General features: G+C 34.3%; 24 protein-coding genes. All 24 read right to left on the minus strand.

What is annotated here, in order from left to right:
- Window positions 1-96: 96 nt before the first annotated feature.
- Window positions 97-573: a DUF4871 domain-containing protein gene (locus QFZ81_RS19820; protein ID WP_307604349.1), complete on the minus strand. Its 477-nt coding sequence runs from the start codon at window positions 571-573 to the stop codon at window positions 97-99.
- 230 nt (window positions 574-803) lie between these two features.
- A complete protein-coding gene (locus QFZ81_RS19825; RefSeq protein ID WP_307604350.1) occupies window positions 804-1454 on the minus strand; it encodes a DUF3885 domain-containing protein in 651 nt (216 codons plus the stop codon).
- Window positions 1455-1470: 16 nt separating this feature from the next.
- Window positions 1471-1929, minus strand: a complete 459-nt coding sequence (locus tag QFZ81_RS19830; protein ID WP_307604351.1) for a GNAT family N-acetyltransferase — start codon at window positions 1927-1929, stop codon at window positions 1471-1473.
- Window positions 1930-2102: 173 nt separating this feature from the next.
- A complete protein-coding gene (locus QFZ81_RS19835) occupies window positions 2103-2870 on the minus strand; it encodes a hypothetical protein (RefSeq protein WP_307604357.1) in 768 nt (255 codons plus the stop codon).
- Window positions 2871-3734: 864 nt separating this feature from the next.
- Entirely contained in the window at window positions 3735-4772 is a 1038-nt protein-coding gene (locus QFZ81_RS19840) for an S-layer homology domain-containing protein (RefSeq protein WP_307604358.1), read from the minus strand.
- Between the two features lie 69 nt (window positions 4773-4841).
- Window positions 4842-5903: a hypothetical protein gene (locus QFZ81_RS19845; protein WP_307604360.1), complete on the minus strand. Its 1062-nt coding sequence runs from the start codon at window positions 5901-5903 to the stop codon at window positions 4842-4844.
- Between the two features lie 124 nt (window positions 5904-6027).
- Window positions 6028-6621, minus strand: coding sequence for a stalk domain-containing protein (locus QFZ81_RS19850; RefSeq protein WP_307604362.1), 594 nt, complete (start codon window positions 6619-6621; stop codon window positions 6028-6030).
- 216 nt (window positions 6622-6837) lie between these two features.
- Window positions 6838-8019: an ankyrin repeat domain-containing protein gene (locus tag QFZ81_RS19855; RefSeq protein ID WP_307604364.1), complete on the minus strand. Its 1182-nt coding sequence runs from the start codon at window positions 8017-8019 to the stop codon at window positions 6838-6840.
- Between the two features lie 174 nt (window positions 8020-8193).
- Complete coding sequence (locus QFZ81_RS19860) at window positions 8194-9378, minus strand: ankyrin repeat domain-containing protein (protein ID WP_307604365.1); 1185 nt, start codon at window positions 9376-9378, stop codon at window positions 8194-8196.
- Between the two features lie 229 nt (window positions 9379-9607).
- Window positions 9608-10648 (minus strand): copper amine oxidase N-terminal domain-containing protein, encoded by a 1041-nt coding sequence (locus QFZ81_RS19865; protein ID WP_307604366.1) that lies wholly within the window; start codon window positions 10646-10648, stop codon window positions 9608-9610.
- 372 nt (window positions 10649-11020) lie between these two features.
- A complete protein-coding gene (locus tag QFZ81_RS19870) occupies window positions 11021-11419 on the minus strand; it encodes a hypothetical protein (RefSeq protein ID WP_307604367.1) in 399 nt (132 codons plus the stop codon).
- A gap of 150 nt (window positions 11420-11569) precedes the next feature.
- Window positions 11570-12055: a hypothetical protein gene (locus tag QFZ81_RS19875; protein WP_307604368.1), complete on the minus strand. Its 486-nt coding sequence runs from the start codon at window positions 12053-12055 to the stop codon at window positions 11570-11572.
- 203 nt (window positions 12056-12258) lie between these two features.
- Window positions 12259-12783 (minus strand): 5' nucleotidase, NT5C type, encoded by a 525-nt coding sequence (locus QFZ81_RS19880; RefSeq protein WP_307604370.1) that lies wholly within the window; start codon window positions 12781-12783, stop codon window positions 12259-12261.
- A 124-nt stretch (window positions 12784-12907) separates the two neighbouring features.
- Window positions 12908-13795: an alpha/beta fold hydrolase gene (locus tag QFZ81_RS19885; protein ID WP_307604376.1), complete on the minus strand. Its 888-nt coding sequence runs from the start codon at window positions 13793-13795 to the stop codon at window positions 12908-12910.
- Window positions 13796-13891: 96 nt separating this feature from the next.
- A complete protein-coding gene (locus QFZ81_RS19890; RefSeq protein WP_307604377.1) occupies window positions 13892-14662 on the minus strand; it encodes a hypothetical protein in 771 nt (256 codons plus the stop codon).
- A 277-nt stretch (window positions 14663-14939) separates the two neighbouring features.
- Window positions 14940-15320 carry a hypothetical protein gene (locus tag QFZ81_RS19895; protein ID WP_307604378.1) on the minus strand — a complete coding sequence of 127 codons (381 nt, stop codon included), beginning with the start codon at window positions 15318-15320 and terminating at the stop codon, window positions 14940-14942.
- A 217-nt stretch (window positions 15321-15537) separates the two neighbouring features.
- Window positions 15538-15822 (minus strand): hypothetical protein, encoded by a 285-nt coding sequence (locus tag QFZ81_RS19900; RefSeq protein ID WP_307604379.1) that lies wholly within the window; start codon window positions 15820-15822, stop codon window positions 15538-15540.
- Between the two features lie 231 nt (window positions 15823-16053).
- Window positions 16054-16398: a hypothetical protein gene (locus tag QFZ81_RS19905; protein ID WP_307604380.1), complete on the minus strand. Its 345-nt coding sequence runs from the start codon at window positions 16396-16398 to the stop codon at window positions 16054-16056.
- Window positions 16399-16512: 114 nt separating this feature from the next.
- A complete protein-coding gene (locus QFZ81_RS19910) occupies window positions 16513-16953 on the minus strand; it encodes a GNAT family N-acetyltransferase (protein WP_307604085.1) in 441 nt (146 codons plus the stop codon).
- Between the two features lie 178 nt (window positions 16954-17131).
- Window positions 17132-17629 (minus strand): hypothetical protein, encoded by a 498-nt coding sequence (locus QFZ81_RS19915; protein ID WP_307604381.1) that lies wholly within the window; start codon window positions 17627-17629, stop codon window positions 17132-17134.
- A gap of 249 nt (window positions 17630-17878) precedes the next feature.
- Window positions 17879-18187: a hypothetical protein gene (locus QFZ81_RS19920; RefSeq protein ID WP_307604383.1), complete on the minus strand. Its 309-nt coding sequence runs from the start codon at window positions 18185-18187 to the stop codon at window positions 17879-17881.
- A gap of 64 nt (window positions 18188-18251) precedes the next feature.
- Window positions 18252-18581, minus strand: a complete 330-nt coding sequence (locus tag QFZ81_RS19925) for a hypothetical protein (protein ID WP_307604385.1) — start codon at window positions 18579-18581, stop codon at window positions 18252-18254.
- A 405-nt stretch (window positions 18582-18986) separates the two neighbouring features.
- Complete coding sequence (locus QFZ81_RS19930) at window positions 18987-19715, minus strand: hypothetical protein (protein ID WP_307604386.1); 729 nt, start codon at window positions 19713-19715, stop codon at window positions 18987-18989.
- Entirely contained in the window at window positions 19712-21577 is a 1866-nt protein-coding gene (locus QFZ81_RS19935; RefSeq protein WP_307604388.1) for a site-specific integrase, read from the minus strand. The genes QFZ81_RS19930 and QFZ81_RS19935 overlap by 4 nt, the downstream gene beginning before the upstream one ends.
- Window positions 21578-21595: the final 18 nt, after the last annotated feature.

A 21595-nucleotide genomic window follows, 5' to 3' on the forward strand; every position in this document is an offset into this window, starting at 1 on the left:
ACTTTAACCTGTAAAAAACGCAATTCCAGCGGCTTTTACAGGTTAAAGTTTTATTAATTGTCTGTAATCGATATATTTATTATCTTGAATAATTAACTACTCACTGACATCCACGACCACACTCCCAAACAATTTTTCACCTAAATATGCATTAAGGCTCCACTTCCCTGCATGCGAAAATTCCATTCCAGAAGGTATTTGTAATGCATCACCTTGTTTGTTTGTACCACCTAAATTATCAAATCCCCAAACATATTTTTTATTTCCAGTTCCCATGTTTTCAAGTAATACTTGTTGTTTTTTGCCAGTCTTCAAGTCAACGGCTTCGACTTTGAAAGGAGTCTGTGCTAACTCTTCTTTGGTTCCCCAGAAATGCCACATATACTTATTTGGCTTATTAGCTATAAATCCACCAGGAGCCAATATGCCGATTGTCCCCTCTATCCCTTGTAACTGGTAATTCCCACTTTTAAATAGAGGACTTACTTGAACATCAACCTTTTTTACAGACGTACAACCAAATGAAAGTGAAGTAAATAAAAGCAGAATAAGTAACAATTGGATTCTCTTCACTTTAAAGCCCCTCCCAATTTTTTTTCATTATTGACTTCATTGAATCTGCTTACTAGACCAACTTAATTTCGTATCTTTTTCATTTCATGAAATTATACAAGTATTAAATTAGACGTTTGGCGCTCTAAAAAGTTCCATCATTTTACAGAATTTCATGTAATGATTATTCCACTCTACTGCCGCGGTTCAACCCTTTATCGATTGCGTACCAGTGAGCGGATAGCCTGACATCAATGACCGTCAAAGGCTGCAAATTGTTGATCAATCCTTAATCTATCGTAGTTTAAAATCCATTCATTATAATCTCTATATATGTTTTTTAACGCTTCTTTTGATGTAGCGATTACATCACATCCCCTGTCATCATAAACATGAAATATGGTTCCAGCAGAAATATTAACAAAAAAAACATCATGATAAATCGAAGGTTTGATTGCAACATCGTTATTACATATTGCCTTAATCAAACTTCCATACTTAATGTCCCTTTCATGACTTTTTAATATAAAGCGATGTGTTTCAAAATCATCTATCTCATAAACATCACCAAAAACATATGGGATTACTGTGTGCTGCAAACCTCGTAATACATCTTTTTTGTTTATATATCTTCTGTAAACCTTGGGTTTTCGTCTTATTGGATTCGGTTTATCAGCAAAATGTGCATTTGTTACAATAAATATTTCATCATTATCTTTATGTAAGTACCTGTAGAGATTAATCGCCCTATCATAAACTTTTTGCATATATAATTCTTTATCAACCTTAAACATCGGTGGGTTTCCAAGTTCAAATCGAATGCCATAATCCCAATTATAAAAAAGAGGCGGACTAAGCTTTAAGTTGGGAAAATACTCCTGTAAATAGTCATCTAAATCCATCTCACACCTCATTCGTTTAGCGAAATGAAACTTCATAAATCTTTGTAGCATCGCCATTAAACATATAGCCAGTAGTTAAATGAGTCCAACCATTTTTCTCGTAGTAACCATTTAAATCCGTACATAAATAAAGCTTGCCGTATCCCTTTTTTCTAGTCTCACGCATTGCGTGTTCTAGCAATTTTGAACCTATGTCATTCCCCCTTAACTGGGGAACAACATATATACAAGCGACCCACGGAAATAAATCCTGACGACTTATTAAATCATTTCGTAATAATGCATAAGTGCCAATAATGGTTTTATTTTGGATCGCAAGATAAAAACGGGGTAAGTCGCTCTCCGAATTACACGAGTTCATCATGCAATCAAGATAAAACTTATAGTTACTCTGACTTCCCCATTGATTCCAAAATAGTTTGACGGCTTCATCAAAATACGCCATTTTATCCTGCAATTCGAATACTTCGAACATCAGAAATCCCTCCAGTTTGAGCTTTCTTCCTCAATATTACAATATATCCGAATTAACCTTATAGATAATAATTCGATATAACCAAATACCACTCTCTTTGAACATAAAATTTCACCTTATATGAATGAAAAAAATAGCCACCACGCGGCAGCCATTCATTGTTTAAAACAAACTTAATAATACTTTTTTCGGGTAATAATAGCCCCATCGTTATCTTGGATTCTGGTTTCATACAGCGAGAATTTATGTTCATCAAATTTATAAATGTAATGGTTATGCAAAGAAAAAACAGCATTAGGGTGAGAAAAAGCAAAAATCCATTGTATGGTTTCAATTCCACAACCTATATTTTCATAATGAATTACATACTCAGAAATCGGATCAGTTTTTAGACTCATCGTTCTCAAGCGTTCTTCTGAAAATTTGAACCTTGAAATATCAATAACTCCAGACAAATCTGTCCGTTTATCATAAAAGCGAATTCGGTTGTTTGTTAGATATTCATTACTAAATCGCTCGGTTTCATTATTATCGTGTGTATTGCTTGGTTCGTTGAAAATTGAACTCCATTTACTATTGATCAGACTATAAACATTTAATCCCATTGCACCTGCGCTACCTGGTGAATATTGATAAAAAAAAACCTCATCTAGTTGATCATTCGTCACATCACCCAGCATGATCCTACTCGTGAAATACCTATTTTGATCCACTAATTTATCGTCTATTTTTAAAAACTTACCTCTTTTAATACCTCCGATGAAAGGACCAAATAGTTCAGCTTTATGAATTACTTTCTTGTCAGGCGATGAAAAATTAATAAACTGGATCTGTTGGTAATCATCTGTTGTTAAAGGCACTAATTCGGCAGAATTACATACTGAGTGAAAAGTGATGCTACTTGCAACAGATAAAAGTATTGTTAGTATCGTTTTTTTCATGTTTTTCTTTCTCCTTTGGAAAGCATAATATATAAAGTTTTCCAAAAGATGAACTTGTATGCAAACACCTGTGTCAAACTGCTGCCTGTTACTTGAATGAACAAAAAAAGAGCAGCCACGAGGTGAGCTCCTTCAGTATCGTTCGCCGTTAGCGTAATCCCCACCACTATCCCCTCAATAAAATCATTCTTTCATCACCATATAGCTTTCACTTAATTATACCATATGTTGGAATTTATTTGTGCGTATGCGACATTTTGAATACCATATTAAACAATTGTTCTATAATTAAAGAAATTGAAGCACAAAACTTTGAAAATTATTGCCGTCTTTTTAATGAATCTAAATTTGAGCGTGACAAAGATAGTGGAGAAGGAACCACATTAGATTTGGGTATTCATATTGATCTAAATTCGGGCTAACGAATCGGGGTTCGGAAATACGGCGAGGTATTTTTGATTCAAAGGGACGATAACATAAACCGACTAAATATAAATGACTTTAAAACATCAGTTCAATATTATATTTCAAACAGTGCTTTGAGTGAATTTTACAGTCTGAATTAAAAACATTACGTCTGAAGATAACCTTTTACCAAACCTCAATCAAAATCAGCAACCATAGCTAAAATAAAAAATCTCAGCAACTATGTCGCCGAGGTTTTTAGTATTTCTTCCGCCGTAAGATTGATCATTTCACTGCCGTTCCAGAATCAAAATAATCGTCTTGAATAATATGAGTGAAAGTAAGAACCATTTCTTCTGGAATTGAAATGTCAGTAAAGAATGCTATAGTGTCAGAGCCACCCCAAATTTGCTTGTATTTGTAAGGTAGTGCACAAGAGGACAGATATTCTTGGCTTGGTTACTTTTCCTTGAATTCTATATAAAAAGATGTAAGCGTTATTTTATTCTCATATGTTTTACCATCATGTTCAAGTTCCGAAGTTACAAACATTCGATATACACCAGATTTTTGAAAATCAAGACGTGCTGAAAAACCACCATTTATCATCAGTGCTTTTATTGTTGTTACTGGTTTGAATATACCTAAATCCCAATACTCCATTGAAATGGTAAGGTCACTCCCTACTGCATCAGTAACAATCCCTTCTAGTTTATATGAGGGTTCGTGGACCAAATTATAAACGAATGTAGGTGCATTTAAAGATATATTACTATAACGTAACAGTTTAGGCTCTTGTGGTTGATCTACAATTAAAGGATACATTTCATACATTTCAAACGGTCTTTGTTTTAAAGTAGCTGGATCATATGAGCCTCCAACCCCTTGTGGACTTGGGTACAACATATCTTGTTTTGCTTTAAGATTTTTGATGAACGTAACAGCTTCAGCCCGTGTTACTATATCATTGCCTTTAAAACCTTCAATACTTTTGTCCGTTTTCCCTTCAGCTAGCCCACTGTCCAATACAAAACGAATGGAGTCGTCAAAATCGTAGTTTCTGCCATTAGCATTGGTAATTAACTTAGCTACATACTTACGAGACTCAGATACGTTGTTGAAGTCAGTATTTAATTTACTTGAAGGAGGAACGACGATGCTGCCAGCCCATCCCATGTTATACGCATGTTTAATATATGGAGCCCCCCAGTTGCTACTATTCCCTTCTGGTAATTGATCCTTATTAAGATAGGCACGAACAAGCATCGCGACGAACTCTGTTTGGGTAACAGTCTGTTCTGGCTTAAATGTGCCATCTGGATAACCATCAACGACTTTTTGTTCTGTTGCCCATGCGATAGAGCCGTAGCCCCAATAATCTTTCGAAACATCAGTAAATACATTACCTTCTCCTTGGGCTGTAGGTGGGAGTATTCCTACAATACAAAGTAATGTCATACTCATAATTGCACCTTTTTTAAATTGCTTTTGTTTCACAATGCATTCCTCCATACAAATTTCTTTTATTTTATAATAATCAGTAATTTATCTTTGTCAAAGCAAACTTCAATTATTTGTAATCTTATTAATCTGATCTTGGCTTAACTCGACATCCCATTTTTTGAACTTTGCAAAATTGTTAAGTGTCTCAGTAACAGCTGTTCCCTCAATATTATATTTCAACGCATTAGGAACGATAATACTTACCTCATATTTGCCAGGTGTAACTGGTAGACTGTTTTGATCTCTTAAATCCCAAGCAGGAAGGTAAGCTTTATACCATGACATAGCGGGAATTTCACCCTTGAGATCAGATAGTTTATAGCTCTTGACGATTTCCTTTCGATCTCCAATTACTTTGTTAATTTGAAACTCGATGGAGAGTGGTTCGATATTTAAGTCATTTTTGCTTTGATTTTTAAATTGGAGACCAGAAATGAGAGCTTTTTTGTTTTCATCTATTGAAGGTGGACCAAATGAAATGCCAGCAACATTATTTATCATTCCATCTGAAAAATATTCTAAATTGGTTAGTCCCCACGAATCTTTGACCACAACTTCAAATGAGGTTGGTGTCCCTTGTGGAAAAATGGGTGCTGAGAACTTCCGCGTACCTCCAACTTTTGCCAATGAGCCCCCCTCTATTGTTATCTCCGCACTGGAACCAGTTACCTTCTTATTTGAATCTAAAGCGTGTATCTCAATTACTTTTCCCTCTAGATCTTTGTTTATTGTTATTAAACCTGATAATGAATAACTATTAGTCCCAGATGGGCTGCTTTCAAGATTGCTGATGGAGACAAAATTGTCATGGTCTCGTATCACATTTTTATCATCATCGTTCAAATAAATATCGATAACATTTTTCCCTCCACTTGAATCAGAGGGTGCTGAGTAAATTACCTTCGCATTTAACGTCTCTGAGAACAATCGTAAGGGTATATAAGCTTTATTATTATAATTAATTATAGGATCATCATTGCTAAATGAAACTTCTGTAGTTTCACCTTTATTATGAAATGCAACTTTACTTGGAAAAAAGAATGCTTGTAGACTTTCAGATGCGAATGTAACTGTATAAGCTGAAATTCCAATACCAACAATAATTCCAGAAATAAACTTCTTCATAGTCACGGCTCCTCATTTCGGATTACACTTACTCGATTTCGCCCCACATAAACGAATAACTTTTTTTCTAGTTCATTACGTAGTGAAAGTCCAACAGCTCTTACTTTATGTTTAAATCAAATAATCAATTTTCAGGAGTAAATTTCGTCACCTCTAAACTCATATAATCATAGCTTCTAACATCTCCATAAAGTGCAGTGGTAAATTGTTTGATCTGACCGTTTTGTATTGTCTCTGGGGTTCTTTCTTCATACCTCGCTGTACCTAGGAGTGCTTTATCTTTGTTATAAAAATTAAGGTTGAACTCTAATATCTTTGCTTGATTATCACCCGTAATATCACTAGCGATAACTCCCGATATAACCGATTGATTACGGTTTTGAAGAATATCTATGTTTCCAACATGTATATTAGGGCGATTTTTATCTGTTAAAACGGGTTTCGTTGGTTCTAAGTGGAGAATACCAATCCGTTTGAAAGCAGATCCTTCACTATACTCGACGTACGCCCCCATATTTTCCGCTACATATCGGACAGGTACATAGGCATGCCCATTGTAATTTAAAAGAGCGTACTCCTTTCCATCTACATTTTTTACATGTCCATTTATTACAATGTCTGCTGGAAATAAAAAAGCCTGAATTGTATCAGAAGCATATGCAGCTGTAGCACTTGTCACACCAATCCCTATAACTAAACCCGTAATAAACTTTTTCATTATATTTACACTCTCCTTTGAAATGAAATAGCATCTAAAATAGTTTTATATTTCCTTGCACGCTGAATGAAATAGATAAAACGAGTGGAGTTTACACAGTTGCTTTTAATATACAGGACAAGCAATATGGTTTCTCAAATTGAAAGGATCGTTTTCATGTGATATTCATGGATTTTCTGAACAACTTGATCCTTAAAATATAAAACAAAATTGTTGTTACATTGCGCCATATTTCATCAGTAGATCTCTTATTTCTTGCCCCAAGGAAGCAAAGAAAGCAGGTACATACTGAATAATCTGTAATGGTGTGTTCCCTTCATTATCTTTCACATCAACAATAGCTTTAGCTGCAAGTATGTTTTTAACCGTTGAAACTGTCTCTTCCTTATAATTCCCATACATTGGTCTTAGTGCTGCAAGTAACGCTGTATAGCCAGAGTCATTTCTTACATTGACGTCTGCACCGCGATCTAACAGCAACTGAACCAATTGGGGTGAATTTTTGTTTGCAAGTTGAATTAATGCAGTTGTGCCATTTTTCGAGCTAATTTTTACATCTGCTCCAGCAAGGACTAATGGCTCTATTAAATTAGTTGCCCATTCAGCTGCATAGATAAGTGGTGTATAACCTGTTACTTGATCTTGTACATTGAGATTAACGGGTTGTTTTAATAGATGTTGGAGGATCGTGAAATTGATTTCTCTGGAGTTACTGATGGAATTTTCCATGAATTCAATAAATAAATCATTTAATTTCTCTGCTTGCACTGTCGATAGAATTTGATCTATTTTTAAGTCATCCTTATTTATTGCTGCCGTTTTCAGGCTGGCAAGTACATCTTGTAGTGAAAACCTCATACCACTTATCATTAATTTGACAGAAGCATAAGTCGTGATATTACCATTCTTTTGATCAGTTAAATTATTAATTCCTGAATGATAGTAATTATTAATAGCTATACTGCTAATTAGTTTGTTTTGCTGATCAAAAAACAGTAACTCTCCTTGAATATGCTGTGATTCCGTTGAAAGCAAATCTAACTTTCCGCTTATGTTGGTAAGATCTGAAATTGCATCATAGGTAAGAATCAGATTTCCTATAGTGACTGTCTTAATATTCGGATCTTTTATATCCATTTTTCCGTTAACAACCAAAATAGTCTTTGTTGCATCATCATACTCAACATTTGCCCCTGTATTTTCAGCCATATACCTAATTGGTACATACGCATGACCATTATAATTTAAGATTTGATAATCTGAACCTAATTCTTTTATCTCATTATTAATTTTAATCTTTGCATTAAATATTAGTGCTTGTATGCTCTCTGAGGCAAATGCAACCGTACAAAATGACACCATTACACCTATGATTAGACCAAATACAAATTTTCTCAAAAAAACCCTCCTCTTAGTACGCTTGTAAATTAGACAACCTACTTCCAGTATAAAATTCAAATCACTTATGCTCACTCATTTGCAGAGGACAAATTGCCCTGCACTGCTTTAAAATTTTATGAAAAAGACGAATTTGGAGAAATCCTAGCTCGTCTTTTTATTGTTGATTCTTCGTTATTTTGCTTCATATTCCAAGAGTAATGATTGTAATTGTGACTTGATATCTTGAACAGGCACACTATCAACGATTTGTAGTGGTGTACTTCCATTTATTTCTTTCACATTTATATTAGCCCCTGCATCTAGTAAATATTTCACTATAGAGACCGTATCAGATGTGTAATTCGCAAACATTGGACGAAGTGCAGCAAGAAGGGGAGTGTAACCCCTAAAACCAATAACATTTGGATCAGAACCTTTATCTAAAAGAAGTTTAACTAAATCAGGCAAAGGCTTTGATGCAATCATTAGCAATGCTGTTGATCCGTCATTCCCCTTGATTTTCACATCCGCCCCAGCATTGATTAATGGAGTAATTAGATTTGTGGAAAAGATACTTGCATATAACAAAGCTGTATAGCCATTTGTATTATCTTGTAGATTCACATTTACAATTCGCTTTAAAATAGAAGGGAGAATATATTCTCGTTCTTCATTAGTATATGGAACTGACCACTTCATAAAGTCTAGCAATAGGAAATCATTATTTGTTGTTGGAATGGAATCGATAACCTTTTGGATTTGAGGTTGATCTTGAAGTTTCGCAGCTTCAAAAAGTGAAGTAACATAAGACTTCATGGCAGGATGAACATCCTTGACTTTCAGCATTACGCTTGAGAAATTTGTTATATCCTTTTCGCCGCTGCGAATGTCTATATTATTTGTACCTGGTTGAAAATCGTCTTGAATAGTTGCAGTACCCATGAGAGTATTCGCTGCGTCATAAAATTCGAGTACGGCATTAATGTAACTGGGTTCTTTCGTGTTCAGAGAGAGATGTCCTGTCACTTTCGTGGAGTCTAAATACTTGTCGTAGGATGTTGCAATCAGGTCTGCCACATAGACATTGTTGTTACTTTTATCCTGAATAGCGGCGGTGTTTCCATAGGCAATAAATATCGTTTGGCTATTGTCATCATAACCAATATTAATTCCTAGATTTTCAGCAACATAACGGATAGGTACATATGCATGACCATTTACGTTAAGTATCTGATACTCACTATCAAGCTTTTTTTCTTGCCCATTAATTTTAATCTTTGCGGGAAAAAGAAGAGCCTGAATACTATCCGATGCATAAACTGTAGTGGAAACTGTTAAAAATATTCCAATAGCGATCCCAAGCAATATTTTTTTCAATTCGAACCTCCTATTTATATTTGATACTGTAATGATTCAAGGTTACATACTCATTGCCAAGTTGTTTTTCTTGTCCGTAAAAACCAAGTGTGACGGAAACAAGTATGCCTGGATAGTGTCGGATGCCGATATCGTTGCCCCCATCGATATCAGTGCCCCAATCACTATTCCTGCAATTAATTTTCTCATTAAATTCTCTGATCACAATTTTCTTAGCACACTGTTCACCCTATAAATTCAAGATGACCTCTTCAATTGTTAGATCGTGTTTAATATGGTATTCATGGATCTTTTGGTCAACCTGGTCCAGATGATATAAGACAAAATGATCAACCACAGGTAAAGCTGAATCACTATCTGCTTTCCAATAAATGAATAATTGCGTTCGTAGTGAACCATTCATTAAACCTTGGAAATCTACATTAACATTACTTATTTCAGGAACTGAATATGTTGAGAGAACTTTATCATCATACTGCCAAACAGTCATTTCTGAATTCAAACTTGTGATAGTTCTATAATTATGACCAAGATCATTTACAATATTGTTCTCGAATTGTCCGATGTTAACGTAAGCAAACGTTTGAGGTAGTAATTCATTATAAATAAGAACTGTCCTTGTATAGTTAATCCAATCAACTTTTGCACCTAACGCCTCACTAACAAAACGTAAAGGTATCATTGTTTTATTATTAATAATTTCCGAAGGCAGTTCTAACTTTACTACAGATCCGTTTACAATCGCATTCGTATCACCCACGGAGAGTATGATTGTCGTGTTGCCTTTTGTTGCTGTTACTGTATCCGTATCTTGATTCCATTCAACTTTAGCTCCTAGCGCCTCAAAGATTACTCTTAGTGGGATTAAAGTAACACCATTTTTAAATATAGGAAGTTGTTCATTCTCGAAATTCATCTGGTTGCCGTTAAACTTAACTTTCATTGGTATACGTTCAGGTTCTTTTGGAGATGGAGGTGTACCTTTTGGATGCCCACTATTCGTGGCATATATCCCTTTTTGAATGGGGGTTAAAAAGGCATTCGTAATGGTCCTTAATTTATTTTCAGCAATGCTTTGTGATCTTAATGCATTAGCTAAAATTTCACTACGATAGTCAAGTTTCAATATTTCATCATTTGATAGACCTTTAGAGACAAGAAGAATGTTGTTTTCCTTCATTGTCGGGCTGAACAAATTCTCTTGTGCCGAGGAAAAATTAGAAAACAAAAATAATTGAAAAATCATAATAATAATAATTTTTTTTTTCATAGTCCCCACTCCTATCTTTAAATCAGTTGTCTTCTTGTACATTTAAGTAATTTCTCTAGACATCCTAATATTTTTAGACGTTCTAATTTGGGAAAAGTTTCCTATTTTAAAAATATTTCCGATCTTTATTAAATAACTTTATAAGTGCATTATGTTAACCTTCCGTAAGTTAACAAAAAAAAGCAGCCGATCATTTTAGTCGGCTGCTGTCGTATCATTTTAATTTATCAACTCCCGACAGCCCACCAAGTGCGTGGTATTGATAAAGCGTTTGGGAAGCTGCTTACAAACTACGATCGATTCCGCGATCAAATTATTGAGGGAACTTAATCTACTTCAATCCTATCACTTTCACAGTTTGGTTGAGATAACTCATGGAAAGTATTTCAGAAATAACTTATCAGGGACCCAGCGATGTTTTGACTTATCATAATAAATTTTGTCATCCATAGTTCTTGTCATACCATTCTTGAAATAAAACATAATTTTATTTGAATCCTTTTCAAATAAAATGGTATATATTTCACCTGGTGGTTCAGAGTCCCCAAAACCACTTATTTTAGATGAATTCATTAATTTGAGGAATTCTGAAATTTCCAAAGCATCATTGATTTCGTTTACTGTTTCACCTGACTTTTGATCTTTTATCGTAATATGCTCCACAGTATCATTGAACGGAATAGAGGGGCTATCTCCATTACAACCTGTTAGGGTAAAACAACAACAAAATATTAACACACAAATACTATTCAAAACACTGAATTTACGCAATATTCCCTCCCCTTATTTTCACTTATTGTTATTCTATTTTAGACGCTTCCGATTATCAATCGTTGCGCAAATCTGCCCATTTGCTGAGAAGGCTGCCGTTCTATGCTGACGGCAGCCTTCTCCTGAAGTTTATTGAGCTATAGTTACCCGTTAGTGTAACTCAATCGTCTTATATTCCTTCCAATCTGAGAGGAAACAAAGGAATTTATCGCTTATATCTAACATGCCATGATGAGTTCTCCAAGATCCTCCACCATTAAAAAGATCAATTAACGTTTTGAATAGATCATTAAATTGAATTGCAATTGGATCTCCTTCATTTGCTAATGAACTCCAAATAACATGATTCACGCATAACGCTTGATTTACTCCATTTGGTGCTGTAATGAGATTGGGACATAACTCAAAAACCTTATCATAATCGATCTTACTTTCCTTATTGATCAATTTAACAGGATCGATATATGGGTATTTTGATTCCACTGAAAGAAAATCAAGAAAAAGAGACAATCGCTTGAAAAACTCCTTGACAAAAAAAACGTCCATATTACACTCTTCTTCGGTTCTTTCATGATTATTCATCCAATTAATGGTATTTATATTTTCAATTGCTTGATTTAAGAAAAGACTCTTCATTTTACTTTTCTCCTCTTTCTTGCAATCGATTATTAGTAATTTGACTAGAAATCTGACTCAATACATTCGCTATCAATACGTTATTACCTTTTTTGTAACTGTCCTGCCCGATAGTTGAGCGGATCGCACAGAAACGAAAACAGGCGATGGATTGGTTCCATCGCCACGATATAGTTTCCGTTAGAGTTGAACGAGCTTTTTGTTCATTTTAAAAAATAGTCCTTCACTTCCTGCCAGTTATCAACTCTAAAATATCCAGTTTCATAAATATTATAAGGATTAGTAAATAATATTCCCTGACCATCAAACCTTTTAAAGTGCCTAGAATTATCATCAATTAAATAATCTGCTTTAATAATGCTTTTATCCCCACAAAAGACAAAATTCCTCTCATTTAAAAAATTAAAATGATCTTTTAACCACTCATACTTTGATGTAAACGATGGTGGAATTTCCATTGCAGCGGTAACGATAAAGATTTCATAATGTTGGCTTAATTCCTTTATTACTTCTTGACTTCCTTCAATTACGTCTAAATCACGAAAAAAAGTTGGTTCAGTATATATGTTCATTATTTCTTCTTTTAAATTGGGTCGTATTTCTGTTAAATATTTTCCTTCCAGGTCTTGGATTGTAATATTCTCATTGTATGTTTTATTAAAAAGTGCCAAGTGTTTAGATAACGGGTTCGCTATCACATCGTCCATATCTATCGCAATTCTTTTCACAATAATCCCCCCATTATAAAACAGACCAATATAAATTAATCATATTTCAACTATACTCCCGTTACTTCAATAAAAAAATAGGATCTGCCGCGAAGCAGACCCTAAACTATCGTATCCTGTTAGTTTAACGAAGCGGAGTGTTCTTAACAAATGCCTGAATTGCTTCTGCATAGTATTCTGGTTCCTCATGACGAGGCATATGAGCAGAGTTGACACAAATAACGACCGTTCTATTTTGTACCTTATTTAAAAACTCTTCTGTTTGAAGTTCACTACAAATCGGATCATACTTACCTTTAATCAACAATACAGGACAAGTGATGTTTGTAAGTTTATCAAGGACTGGTTGTTTGAGAACTTGATCGTTAATTTTATTCTGAAACATCATCTGCTTTTGCCAATCATAGTGCTGAATTTCCGACTGTTTCACAATGTCGTTGAAGAAAAGGGGATTTAGAGATCGAATGTAAACCTGATCACGTTTCTCGGAAATTTCACTGAAAATACTAAATAACTCTTGTTCAGAGTAGTTGTATGCGTCTTTACACCGATCAGCAAGTTTGTCTTGACCATCTTCTCTATATAACTTCTCAGCCTTCTTGACCACTGACTGTAATGATTCAAGCATATCAAATGTTGGGCATTCCAAAACCACCTGTTCAATCACATCAGGGAATTGATAAGCATATTCAACAGCCAAATAACCTCCAAAGGAATGCCCGATAAGCCCCCAACGATCAATTTTAAAATGATCTCTTATAAATTCGAAATCATTGATTAAATTTTGTATAGAAAAGTCTTCGATCTCCTCAATCGCATCGGATCGCAAACAACCTCTTTGGTCAATGGAGATTAAATGGATAAAAGGGGATAGCCGTTGAGCTTGAGTAAGATTGAAGTCATACGAACCAACACCAGGTCCTCCATGTAGGTATAAGAATGTCGGCAGACTATTATCGCCATATTCCTCATAATAAATCTTTTTATTTTCTACTGAAATATATCCGTTCATCTTGTTCACTCCATCCCTTTACAGCATCCATTTAATGGTATTATAGCAAAAAAGGATCATTTCTTCAGCATAAACTTATTGAGCTATCGTATCTCGTTAGTTTTGTGGCAAAACATTTACAAACAGAGCAGGAAACCCTGCACGACTCCATAACCAAAGAGGTGTGTGAACATCAATTGGTGCTAACCCACTACCGAAAAGTGACTTCTCCCATGCCTCAGCAACCACCTGTCTATCGTCAGCCGAGCCATTTAATACTTCCGAAGAACACAGTCCTAACTTTACGGTTGCCTGTAAAATGTGTGTATCAGGAGCTACCGTAATAAGTTCACGAGATTTCCACTTAACCGCTGTATAAGACTCCAATACATATAACCAGTAATTGAAGATTTTGGGTCCAGAAAGATAGGGGAATTCAGACTTCCTCTTGATTTGCATGATCGCTATTAAAGCCGAAATATCAAATTGAACTGAATCTAATAATCCCAATACATCTCCCCTTGGAGAAGATCTATTGATCCCCTTAGAGACACTTTTCCAAATTTCAGGGTGACGATTGGGTTGCAGAGCAACACGGTGATAAAGCAACACACTTCGTAAATCGTCTATGTTGCTCTCACAGACAGCACTTGGATTGAATACCCACCGTGTACTATTATCGGTATATGCTTGTGCAATTGACTGCCATAATGTGTATGAGTTTCTTTGATAATTTAGAGCCATTCCAAGTGTCAACACGTTCATTAATTCTTCCTCAGGAACAACACCCAAAAGAACATCCTCAGGCATTACTTCACCACCAAGATGTCCCTCGGAATGCATTTGTATCAATAGTTTTACGTTCTCCAGAAACTCTTTTTTGACCATTGCATCTTTCCCCCATGTATAAATTCATAATTAATATCTTACCATGAATTGTCCATTTTTTGGGATTAGTCTTAGAAACATACACATCCGTCAATTACGCAAACCTGCCCTTTAGTTGAATGAAGTTCTTGTTTCATAGGATATTCCTTCATAATAAACTCTTCATCCTCCTCCGTTTTCAACGCTGCAAGTAAAAACAGATGCTCTCATGGGCATAAGAAAAGCACCATCGAAGTAATGATGCTTTAATCGGGGCGAAGTGCTTTTGATGTATCATTCATTTCTTAAAGAAAAGGAAAACAACTGCAAGTAATAAGAAGCTTAAACAAAAAATTGAAACACCAAATAAAGCCATCTCTCTATTTTCAGGCTCATCTTTAGTTTTTAAAAACGCACCTATACAAATTAATGGTAAGCCAACGAACCCATATAAGGGTAGTTGTTCAATCAGCTTTATATGCCACTTAATGTCAAGTAAATGAAAAATCCTTACTACACCAGCAAGAATAGCTGTACATGAAACAAATACCATTCCAATGCTTAATGTCACAGTATATCGTTTCATGTTTCTTAAAAAGTATTGCAACATAAAAAAGCCAAGCACTAGGGAAATCAGAAGGTAAATAGGAGAAGGCAAATTATTATAAAAGTTGGTCATCTAATTATCTCCACTTTGAAAATCGAAGAACACCATATTCAACAGATAGTATAGTATTACCTGTTAAGGGGTTGTTTAACATTCACAAGCATCAAAAAAAGCACCATCGAATGATGATGCTTTTCGCGGTGATCTGTGTTTGGATGAAACTTCTCTTTTATTGAACTAACGTTCCTCGTTAGTTCAACGATATGAAACTTCAAAAGTATTTTTTTGATTACTCGTCACACGGTGTTATCCAAATCTTATGAGTTAACTTCCCATCCACTAAATCCTGAGAAGTATTAACATTAATCCTTAAATTGTTATAGCGTGCCCATTTTGGAAGGTGCTCGACTAAATATGTGTAAACCTTATCATCTGGAGTTGCATATCCAACGTTTACTCTATAACCTCCTGCAAAGTCAGAATGTAGTGAATCTGCCCATTCATAAGCTTCCCGAGTAGAGTCAAATATTTTACTTGCTTCCTTGTAACACTCATTTATCCATTCAATGTCCATTCGGAAACCTCCGCAACATTCGTGAATTTATTTTAATATACTGCTTTGAACTATCGTTTTCCGTTAGCGTAATCCCAATTTTTGAACTCAATAGTACATAGTAAGTTTTAGTTAGTTAATTCCTTATTCAACTTTTCCTAATCGCTGTGCATAAGCAGATTCATGTGGTTGCTCTAAAAGTAAATATTTTTTCTTAAACTGATTCAAAAATAGAACGGTTAACCTGTGATTTTATTTACCAGTCAAAACCTTGTATAGCATCCACCCCAGAAATAAAGCAATAAATATCCCAATAACTAACAATATTTTAATATTTCTGGATAAACCAAAACTCCCAAGTTCTCCCCATAGTTCTTTAATGTCTCTAGGTAAAATCCCGAAATTCAACATGAATATGAGAAACAGAATGAAAAAAAAAGCTATTATTCCAAAAATAAAGCCCATAATAACTCCCATACATACACCCCTCCATAGTTCCCTTTTAATTGGTATTCCCCAATTAACATTGAAAGTATCCTGCCCGTTAGCGTAATGAAGCAGCTGATCATTGTTGGTCGGCTGCTTCTGTTGTTTCATTGAACTCGTTTCCCGTTAGCCATCCATGCCCCTTGCGGAGGGCACCACAGAATAATGAAATTCAGGATCATGATCAACTACTTTCAGGCTAGTATCAGAGTTTGGCACCGATTGTTAACGGTACATTTGAACAAACCACATTTTAAAACCATGCTTCTCATAAAAACCAATTATTTTTTGCCACTGTTTACTAGCAGAATAAATGACAGAACGAGTTATGCCGTTTAGTTCCGCTGTTTGGAGAAGCTCATCGACCATCATATGTCCAATATTTTCATTTCGATATTCTGGATGAACGTACACCTCATCAACCTCAAGGTAACTCTCGCCTTTCTCTATAACAGCCAACCCATCACTATCATGAATGCTGCCAGTTATATAACCTACAACTTCAGAATTGATTTCTGCGACCCAGAAGTATTCTCCGATACAGTTCCTTAACAATTCTTCGGTATTTGCTCCTAACCCGTAGGTTATAGCCTCTGCTACCCATAATTCAGATAGTTGAGCCACTTTTGAAAGGTCGTTTTCAGTTGCCATTCTTACAGTAACCATTATATCCACCGCCAATATTATTTTTTCGCTATCTCACGTTTTACTTTAAGTTACAAGCCATTTTACCGCTTCTAAAAAGTCTGCTGCAATAAAGTCAGGCTCCACATCCCGCCATGCCGATCACTGTACGGCTGCCTCGTATGTTGATGAGCTATCGTTACCCGTTAGCTTAATCCATCTAGATAACTTTTAGGACGAAATAATAAAAAGCATCACCACGAGATTGGTTCTCTACATGTTCATCCATCCACCATACTCCGTAAGAATAAAAATAAGTGCCTTTCTGTGTAGGTGCATGAAAACTATTTTCTTTTACCAAAACTTCTGTAAGTTTACCATCATTGATTTGCTCGACATGGTATTTGTTCGGTTGCGACTCATAATTCATAACGAACTTAATAACTTCACCAGGCTGTACTGAAACTGGATTCTCGCCTTTTAAGAGTTCAACTGGACCAATTGTATCCACACATTTTCCTTGATTTTTTGATTTCCAGCAATATGTGCCGAGTTTCGTCTCATACATTCGGTTACCAATCCGAATCTCAGCCTTAGGCGGTTGCTCACCCTCAAGTTCCTTGTCTATTGGCTGTTTTGCACCATTTGACTGAGCACCAGAACAACCAACTGAGCCCATGAGCACTAGAGCCATCACGAAAAACAATAGAAATCTCATCAAATCCAGCCCTTCCATTCTTTATAACGACGTTTATTGTTCAAACGAAAGAATAAGTAGTTAGGTTGCAATCAAAAATACAGGAAATTAGCGAGCAACATTTATGGCTCGCCTTTTTCATAATTCCCGTAACTTCATTGAACAAATCTGCCCGTTAACGTAATGAAGCTACCGATCGTGCCGGCAGCTTCGTTCATTGATGTTTTATTCAACTATAGTTATCCGTTAGTTGAAAAAGAAAGGTAAAAATTAATCCTTTATTTCATACTCATATATTGGATTTATACATTTCAAGATAGAGACAACAGCATTATTGTATCCAGACAATTTCTCTATTTCGTTTCCATCTGTAATTTCATTTTCTTCAAATTTTATTGAGATTTTCATGATTATATCTAGATACTTGTTTACAAATTCGATTTCCTTCATTTCATTAATATCCATCAACATTTCATTATAAGCCTGTAGTTCACCTTCATCATTGTTATAAAAATCTGTTTTATCAAAAATAGTATTTGTTTTTGTGAACTGTATTTTCCTTTCAATAACATCAACCAATGTAAATTGGTTCAGTTTCTTATTATCAATTTTAATCCCCCCATTTTAAATTATTAATAATATTTTAGAATTGAAATTGCATTTTACCAGTAAATGTGTTAAACGCTATCCACAATGAAAATAGGAGTATTAATATCACGATTACAACTATTACTGCTTTAAATTTGGATAAACTTTCTCTAAGCAAGGTATACAGTTCTTTGACATCATTGGGAGTAATACCAAAATTAATGAAAATAACAAACATAAAAATAATCACCAATACAACCAATAGTACAAGCACACCAATTATTTGTCCCATAACTTTTCCCTGCTCTTTTTTAGGTAGTTTCTGCCGATTGAATAAAATTGATTCTTTCTGCTGTAAACTGCCCTTTAGTTCAACGAAAAGCATCCGATCATTCTGGCTGGCTGCCGTGGTGTTCGTATTGAACTAACGTCTCCGTTAGGTTAATATCCAGTTAGTCCAATAATCCCAAGTCTTTGATCGCAGGGCCTTTCCGACCTCTATTTTCCACTAACGATCTTTATTTTCCTTGATCACGACCTTGAAAATTTGCACCATGCCGAATGACTATCCATTCATCGACTTCGTCCACTTGATTGATAAACAGATATCTTTGTAGTAGTAGTAGTAGCGAAAAGCAGTTAGAATTACCTACTTTAATCCTGCGAGGAGGCAAACCTCCATTCACTTTTGAATGAAAAACCACCTTTTATATGATTATTCATTTGTATAACATATGGTATTTATGCTCAGCAGCTCTAACTGAATTTTCTAATAACATTCAGCCAATTTTTAATAATCATACTCATTTTGTTTAGTTTTCAAATTCTTCTTATTAGCAACTTTGAGCTCAAGTACCTTTCGCTCGTTATCATCAATATTATTAAACTTATATTTTCTATTATATAACTCATTAAAGAAGGCCATTGGATCAACAAATGTTTTTTCAAGGGATAGAGAAACAGCCTTTGACTTTGTTTCCCCAATGGTAATATTTCCGCTGTCGTCTTGATGACCATATGCAAATAGAGAAAAAACTAAATTCTGGAGTTCTTCATTCCTTCTATTTAACTCAATATTAATTGATTTACTCTCGTTTAGTTCCTTATTTTTATTTTCCATTTTACTCTCTAACGCTACAATTTTACTCTCAAGTCTTTTAATAATAAGATTTGTTGGAGATACTAGTTTCTTTAGAATTTCCTTATTTACCCCGCCATGTTTTTCAACTGCATCAATTAAATCTATTGTATCTACGTTTTCACTTTCACTTACTCTTATCGTATTTATCTTTACTCTGTTAAATTCATCAATTATGGTTTTGCCTTTTGTTTTCCACCAACTATAACTAGGTGATTTGAAACCCAAATCTTTTGTATTGGACAGCATTTGAAAATAATCACTTACATCCTTAATTGCAAGCTTAGATTTCATATTGTGGTTTTCATCAAATTCAATAATTAAGTTCTTTATGCTTTCAATGTTTGAATCACTTACTATCGGTTTAGCACCTCTTTTCATGATGATCTATTTACTCCTATCATAGATATAATTTTTGCAATACTTAATATTCCATCTTGGACTTCATTTGAAGCAACTGTTAATCTACGTCTATTTTCCAAATCGACATCACCAAACTCATTTAGATTAATCATTAAAAGTGACTTCATGAAATTCACTTTTCCTCTAAGTTCGTCATAAAATAAAGAAATATCCTTAAGAATTAAATCTCTCTTTTTTTCTAAATCCTCTGTTGAAATACGCCAGTATTTACAAAAGTAACATCCACTTACTTTCCAATTAAAAGTTGGGCAAGGCATGGTTTCTTCAGAACAAAAACCGATTTCTAGATTTTGCTCTTCAGGAATCAAAGAAACTTCTGAATTTAAAAAAGCCGAACGCTTAAACATCTTATTGTATAAGTTTACTGCTTTGGGATGAATCGTCACTCTATAGTCATCATAATTAGTTAATTGATAATTGTTTGATGAAAATTCCAAAGCAAGTTGTTGTATCTGACTATCAACCCATACCTCCATATGCCTTTGGTAACCAAGTTGAGTTGACTCATGAATATGTCCGGCTAGCCTTTGTATCTCAACAGGATCATAACCTTGAAGGAACATATTTAAAATAGCAATATGTCTTAAGTCACCTGGTTTTAACACTCGTTCAATAAAATCAAATGATTCAACATGGATTAGACTTTCACTAATACTATCTTTTCTATAAGTAAACATGATGTTTTTATAATGGCCTGTAATATCATTAATATTTACTTTATATTGTTCATGAATGATCTGTTTATAAAATTTAGATATAAGCTCAAATAAGTAATGAATCGAAAAAACTTCTTCATCTTCATAATTAATGGATACTTCCCTAGTTGATTCCACAAAACTGTCGAAATTAAATAAGAAATCAGATAATTCATTTTTTTCTGCGAGTTTTATATATTGTTCGATTCTATTATAAACTAGTTCTGGAATAGGCAATGTATCAAATGATTCATTGACTCGATTTTCACCTTTTCTACGTTTCTTTAGTCGAGGAAATGTTATATAAAACAAGTTATCATCTTTATCTAAGCAATTTTTTCTAATCGTACAAAACTCAGTTGGTCTCATTGGTATAATGGTAGTTAATTCCCACCATAAATAGACAGGGAAGAAACGTATACATTCAATTAAGTTTTCTCTCTGAAATAATTGTTCAGCCCAAGTATCAATATACTTTTTGAATTTAATAATATCACTATAAGATGGAAGTTCACGACTTTTATCCTCAATCTTCAATTGTGATTTTATTTTATTAGTTTTATTAATGAAATCAAAAAATTGATTATTATCATAAAACGAAAGAAAATCTATTATATGTCTGCAATAAATAGATAAAGTAGTATCATTTACTTTCGTCAAGGAATATTCTTTTTCACTCCTATCAAACCGATAAATCATATTATTTTTTAAGTTATTGAAAAATACTTTGAAAGTGTCCTTCGAGAAACATTGTGTAGCATAAATTGCAGATACGATGTCAAAATAAATTGCTTTAACATTGTCAAGTCCATTCTCATCTAGTTTCAATACTATCCAGCATTTAACAACATCTACAAATTGTTTTTTGTTTTTTATTTTGCTAAATTGAGTAATATTAAATATTTTATCGAATTCAATCTTTAAATACCTTTTGTTATATATTTGTTTGAAAACCCATAAATCGTCATCAAATGATGCACTAATTACCTTTACTTGATAGTCAAAGTATTCTTGAAGTTTACTTTTGGCTAATGGGATTTGTACATTTAAGTTAATTTGAGTGTTTTTATTTTCATTTATAGTCAACTCATCTACATTTAAACTTAATGCAAAACTCTCTCTCATTTTACCACCTCGTATTTA

Source organism: Paenibacillus sp. V4I9, from assembly GCF_030817295.1.
GTDB lineage: Bacteria > Bacillota > Bacilli > Paenibacillales > NBRC-103111 > Paenibacillus_E.